Origin of the sequence: Streptococcus infantis (assembly GCF_001579645.1) — a bacterium.
Taxonomy (GTDB): Bacteria; Bacillota; Bacilli; order Lactobacillales; family Streptococcaceae; genus Streptococcus; species Streptococcus infantis_E.
In genome coordinates this window covers 418,345-424,643 of record NZ_KQ970818.1, presented here as the reverse complement: position 1 = coordinate 424,643, position 6,299 = coordinate 418,345, and the positions used below count along the sequence as shown (strand labels likewise).

Genomic DNA, 6,299 nt, shown 5'->3' with positions numbered 1-6,299 from the left:
CAGCTTTCAACTTAGACATGAAGGTTGCCAATTTCGGTGCAAGTTCAACAGATTCTTCCAACTTCACAACACGACCATCCATGTTTTGGTTGATCATATGTTTACCAAGCTCACGGAAAGCAACAGATGCTTCGCTATCTGTAAACTTACCAGTTTCAACAAAGTTGAAGGCGATATCATTCACTCTCTTAGCTTCTTCTTCTGACTTCCATTGTTTCCATGCATATTGAGCTGCAGAGAAGAGGGCAATCTTAGAAGGCTCAGATTGTTGCATTGGGTTCAACATGATACCTGATAGGAGACTTGGGTCCACATTTGGATGAAGGAATTTCTCACCGCCACCCAAAATCAAGTGTTGTTTAGAGTTATCTGTAACAGGCCAGTTAATCCATAGAGAAACTGGGCGGTAGGTCTTACCTCCTGCAGTCAGATTATTCTTAAGGTTTGAAAGGAAGCTTTCAGATACTTCACCCCAAATCTTACCACCAGTAAGGGTCATAGAAGTTGAAGTTGGAAGATTTTCATTTAGAGATTTCAACTCATCTTCACGACCATTACCCCAATATTGACCTGGAACGAAGATCATTTCCTTACGAAGACCAACATAAGTTGCTTGTTTTTCAGTCAACCAATCTGTCATGTCCTTCATCAAGCGGTTGTAGCTATTGTAGCCACCAACTGGACTTGGAGCATCATCGGCTAGAATACCGAACTCACGGACACCGACATCCATCAATTGAGTGAATTTAGCCTTAATGGTTTCCAAATCTTGTTGGTAATCAGCATCGTTGCCAAAACGGATACGGTTGTTCATGAATGGGTGGATGGTCCAAACATAACGAGTCTTGTTTTGGTTTCCGACACGTGCCAATTCACGGATTTCAGCTAATTTTTCTTCTGGATAAAGTTCACGCCATTTCTTGTTGTGGTATGGATCGTCTTTTGGTGCAAAGAAGTATTGAGTCAACTTCAAGTCACCACCATAGCGCATCAATTCAGCACGATCAGCATTGCTCCAAGGGTTACCATAGTATCCTTCGATAAAGCCACGGTTCTTAATTTCAGCGAAGTCTTCAACTGTTACATTACGCAAGACTGGAGCTTCACTTTCATTAAGCATGTGTTTGAGAGTTGTCAAACCGTAGAAGACAGCATCTGTATCCTTTCCGACGATAGAGATTGTATTGTTCTTGATAGACAAGGCATAGGCATCAATCTTATCAAAGAGTCCTTGAGAAATGCCAGACACTTCTTTTTCAGCCTGTGAATTTTGACCATGAACACCAAGGTAGATGTTGGTAGCACCTGCCACTGCTGTTTGACTGCTTGTGTAAGAGATTTGATGATCTTGTAGGACACTCTTCAAGCGGTTACGAGTATAGATATCTAATTGATCTCCCATGACAAGATTGACTTGTTTATGGAGTTTCGTAACACCTTCATCATATGTTACTTTTTGTGGTGTTGGGAAGACCTTGTACTCTTTCTTGAGATAATCCTGACTTTGAGCTGCTACGGCAACTGCTTCGTCACTTGTAGGTTTCGTAGCTACAAAGCTATCAGCAAGTTCAGTTGTACCATCGCCCATTTCCTCAACTTTAGGTTTTTCTGGAGTTTCAGGTTTTTCTGGTGTCACAGGTTTCTCTGGACTAACTGGCTCTTCCACCTTGTTAGTAGAAACTGGTTTAAGAAGTTGAATTTCTGCAGCACTACCAAATCCTGCGGCACCAGCTAGAACTTTAAATTCTACCTTATCCGTTTCAATTGCATCAAAGTTAACTGTTTTCTCTTTGGCATTGTTTTCCCAAGTTCCTGAAGCAACTTTAACCATTTGACCATCTTTCTGAGCATAGATTTCATAAGATGTCACAACACCGTTGCCTCCACCTGGACGTGGAAGATAAGTCAAACCATTAACTGTTTCAGCTGCTTTCAAGTTCATTGCCACTGTAAATGGAGCCTGATGACCAGACCATTTTGAATGCCAGAAGGTATTTGGATCATTGTCAAATGCTTTTTCGACTGGGCCTTCTGTATTGGTTCCTGGCAATTCCTGACTAGTTGCAGAAACTGTAAAATGATCATTTGGAATCAAACGTGGGTTTACAAATGCTTCATTTGACAACTCAGCACTATGCAAGATTCCTTTGAAGCCACCGATTGTTTCAAGTGGTAAGACTAAGCTATTATGAGCCAAACGTGGATTAGCTGGATTTGCAATCCGTTCAACCTTTTCACCGTCCACATAAACTTCTGTCACTTGAGGTTTGGTTACGACAGAAATTTGATAGCGTTTATTCTTTTCAAGTTTCTTGTTAAATTGAATATGGAATTGTTCAAATTTATAGGCAAGGTAGCCATCTTTGTCCGCAAGATAGAGTTGATTGTTTCCGCTTGTTGAGAAGGTTTGCTCGCCATCACCAGTCACTGTCACATCCAATTTCAAGACATGACTTGGTCCAGCATCACCAACTAGGCCTTCGATAGTGCTATCTTTTTCGAAGTTCAAACCTGCTTCAGTCTTCTGTACTTTCTTAGCAAGATAATCTTTGACAGTCTCAGGATTAATCTTGAACAAGTCTTCTTCAGCTATGGTCTTATCTGGGTTAGATTGTGGTGCATAAACACTTGCTGGTTGAACACGTTCTGCATAGGTCTTGGCTGCACGGTCTGAACCCCAAGTGCGTTCTGCAGTTGATTGCATACTCTTGAAGAAGCGTTTAAAGATATCATAAGAAGTGAGTCCAGTTTCATGGAGGTCAATGTTATCATTCCAGACCGCATGACCACCACCAAGGATATTTGGATTAGAGGCTTCTAGACGTGGTCCTCCACCTGTTGAGAAATCATTTGGTGTCCAGCGATTGTATTGAGTTTCATAGTTGGCATAATCTCCATATCCACCTTGACTGTTGCTTCCACTTGGAACACTATAGGTTGGAATATCTGTGATATTGATAATCTTAGCACCTTGAGCAATTGCTGCCGCTGGACGTTGCCAACCAATGCTCCAGATATCTACTTCTACATCTTTCCAATCGACCGGCGTAGTTCCTTGTTTGGCACTGAGGGAACCCCAAATACGCGGTGTCAAACCTTTGCCTTTGATGTACTGGATCATATCGTTGACATAGCGACGATAGCTTTCTGGATTTCCATAATATTCATCTGTACCGATATGAACTGTAGATACGCCATGGAGAGGTGCGTCTTCACCATCGAGCAATTTATCATAGACTGATTTAACAAAAGCGAGCGTTTCTTCGTACTTGTTATCTAAGTCCAACATAGCTACACGTTCTACATTGTGTTTTCTCGCACTAAGTTGCCCCTTGTACATCAAGTCTGGACGGACCTTAACAAATGAAAGAGCGTGGCCTGGTGTGTCAATTTCAGGAACAAGGTTGATATGCAAAGCTTTAGCTAACTTGATAATTTCTTGCATTTCTTCCTTGGTATAATGCTCGTCAGATGTTAATTTTTCACCATTTTCACCGACAACATCAGTCTCTACACGGAAACCTGTCTTAGCTTTTTTGAGGACATAGTCTAGTGCTTCATCTTGAGAAAGATTTTTACCAGCCAAGTGATCTTTTAAGAAGATATAGTTATCATTCAAGTGCAACTGAAGGTCGTTCATCTTGTAGTAAGCCATGTTGAGCATGATATCTACAAGTGTATCATAAGGGATAAACTTACGACCTGTATCTAGCATAAAGCCACGGTGGCTGAAGCTTGGAAAGTCACGGATTTCTCCGTTTTGCAAATCATTTTCGCCCATTTGTAGAAGAGTACGAGTTGCGTAAAAGGCTCCTGCGTTGGTTGCAGCTTCTACAGTGATAACACCATCTTTTACAGTGATACCATAGCCTTCTTTACCATAACCCTTATCTTCAACCTTTTTAAATTCAATCCGTTTTTGAGCTGTTTGATCACCTGTAGCGATTTCTAGCCCACGACTTTCAAGGTCAGTCTGATAGAATTTAGCTTCTTGACCAAATCCAGAATCGCCAACTGAAATCACGGTATCAGCTGTAATAGAAGTTTTGCCTTCAGTTCCATACCATTGTTGAACTGCTGGAGCAACTGCTGGTTTAGTGCCAACGCCTTCGTCTGCATGTAATCCTTTAATAAGGACTTCAAATTCTTTTGTAAAGGTATGAGTATCCTTGACTTGTTGGACCATGACCTTAACAGTTTGGTCTGTTAAGGGTTTATAGATTTTGTTATTTAGGTCAACAACACCCTGTTTGTTGCTACCAATTAAGCTGACTTGGCCTGGTAACTTAGGCAAGACAAGTGATTTCCCGTCTTCAGCAACTGCTAATTCTGTCACTTGGCGAATATCTGTTGGTTTGCTGGCATCTGGAATGTTTGAGTAAGCTCGAATTTCTTGAATCCCAACATTTTTCCAGTTCATTGTACCTGCTTGATAATCTGTAATTTCAAGTTTAAGGTATTTAGCTTGGATAGCTTCTTTCAAGTCAATTTTTTCATCAAGAAGAGGATTCCCTGTTCTTTGATAGGCCAACTTCCATTCTTTAACTCCTGATCCATTCACATCATCCTGGCCAGCATAATAGAGATTCCATGACTTGATATTTGGATCATTTTGTTCACCACGAACGCGGCGGTCCCAATCAATCTCAACGTGCTTAATTACTGTTGTCTTTTCAAGTGTAAATTCGATGGTTGGTTTATCAACGTTTTGATCAGTTGCCCAACGAGTATCAGGTTTTCCGTCAATTGCCTTTTCTGCTGTAAATGGTGTATTCGCTTCATGGTTAGAAGCTGTAGCAGTAGCTTTTTCTAAATGATTGACATCTGGAGTTTCGACCAAATCTTTTGTCACTGGCTTTTCAGCTGGTTTAGCTGCTGGAGCTACTTCTTCTTTTGGAGTTTCTGCTGGTTTTGGAGTTGCTTCTTCCTTAGGAGCAGGAGTTTCTGTTGGTTTTGGAGTAGTTTCTTCAGTTGCAGTTGCTCCATTTTCTGACGCTGCAGGTTGACCATCTACAGTTCCAGCATTTGCTTCTGCTTTTTCAATAGCTGCTGCTATATCTGCTGGCAGCTTATCCAGTGGCTGAGCCTGTGTTACTGTTCCTTCTGTTTCTGCAGATCCTTCTGTTTCAGCTGCTTGAACCATACCAGCTCCAAAGATACTGGCACCAATCATAACAGAAGCTGCGCCGATTGTAAATTTACGTATACTGTAATGACACCGTCTCTCAAAAAAATGTTTTCCCATTTTTTCCTATTTCCTTTCACACGCTCACAAGAGTAAGCGTTCTCATTTCCCTTTAGAAAAAGAGAGGACCTAGAGGGTCCTCTCTGGGTTTCCTTTTTCTCCACTACAAAATGTGGAGTCTAAGCTCTCTTTTAATGAAAACTTTTTTAAATTTTAATCTTCTTTTCTTTTTGCAAGAAATAAAGCAGACATTGCTAGACTGAGGCTGGCAAGGAAGAAGAGATGCTCTGACTTGCTAGTACCAGTTTCTGGAAGTTTATCCTTCGCTTCTTGTTTAGCTGCTACTTCCTTCATTTCTGATTTAGAAGTATCAACTGATTTCTGATCAAGTTTTTGTACTGCAGCATCCTGTGGTTTATGATCCAGTTTCTCTGTTGATGGAGTCTGTACTTGACTTCCAGGTCCCTCAGTTAATGGAGTTTGTGGTTTATGTCCTGGCTCTCCTACTGATGGAGTTTGTGGTTTATGACCAGGCTCTCCTACTGATGGCGTTTGTGATTTAGAAACTTGTTTATAAACTACTGCAAAATGTCCTAGCTGACTAGTTGTAAACTCAACTGTACCTTGACCATTTGTAAAGCTTACTGCCTCACCTGATGCAGTGTAGTATACTCCAGCAACTTCACCAGAAACTGGAAGTCGAACAAGCACTACACCCTTCGCTTGAACCTCATGCTTATCTTTATCAACTAAATGAAGAGCATAAGCATCAAATTTCACACCTTGTAGACTTTGGTCTGTTACTTTTTGAACTTTAAGATTAAGATCTGTAGCAAAATCTCTTGCTAGTCCTGCAACTACAACTCCTGTAGTCTTATCTGACAAGACACGAACACCTTCAGTTGGTTGTTCTACAGTAGGTGCTGGCTCATCACCTGCTGTTCCAATTGCTCCTGTGTACTCTGGAACTTCTACTACTGGTGCTGGCTCATCACCTGCTGTTCCAATTGTTCCTGTGTACTCTGGAACTTCTACTACTGGTGCTGGCTCATCACCTGCTGTTCCAATTGTTCCTGTGTACTCTGGAACTTCTACTACTGGGGCTGGCTCATCG

The 6,299-nt window shown here is 41.3% G+C and carries 2 protein-coding genes; both read right to left on the bottom strand.

The annotated features are described in order from the left end of the window. The coding region (locus SINDD18_RS11165; RefSeq protein ID WP_241497305.1) for a beta-N-acetylglucosaminidase domain-containing protein at positions 1 to 5,245 on the bottom strand (5,245 nt) is incomplete at its 3' end. Between the two features lie 153 nt (positions 5,246 to 5,398). Further along, a partial coding sequence (locus tag SINDD18_RS01980) for an SIALI-17 repeat-containing surface protein (RefSeq protein WP_153014402.1) occupies positions 5,399 to 6,299 on the bottom strand: 901 nt, incomplete at its 5' end.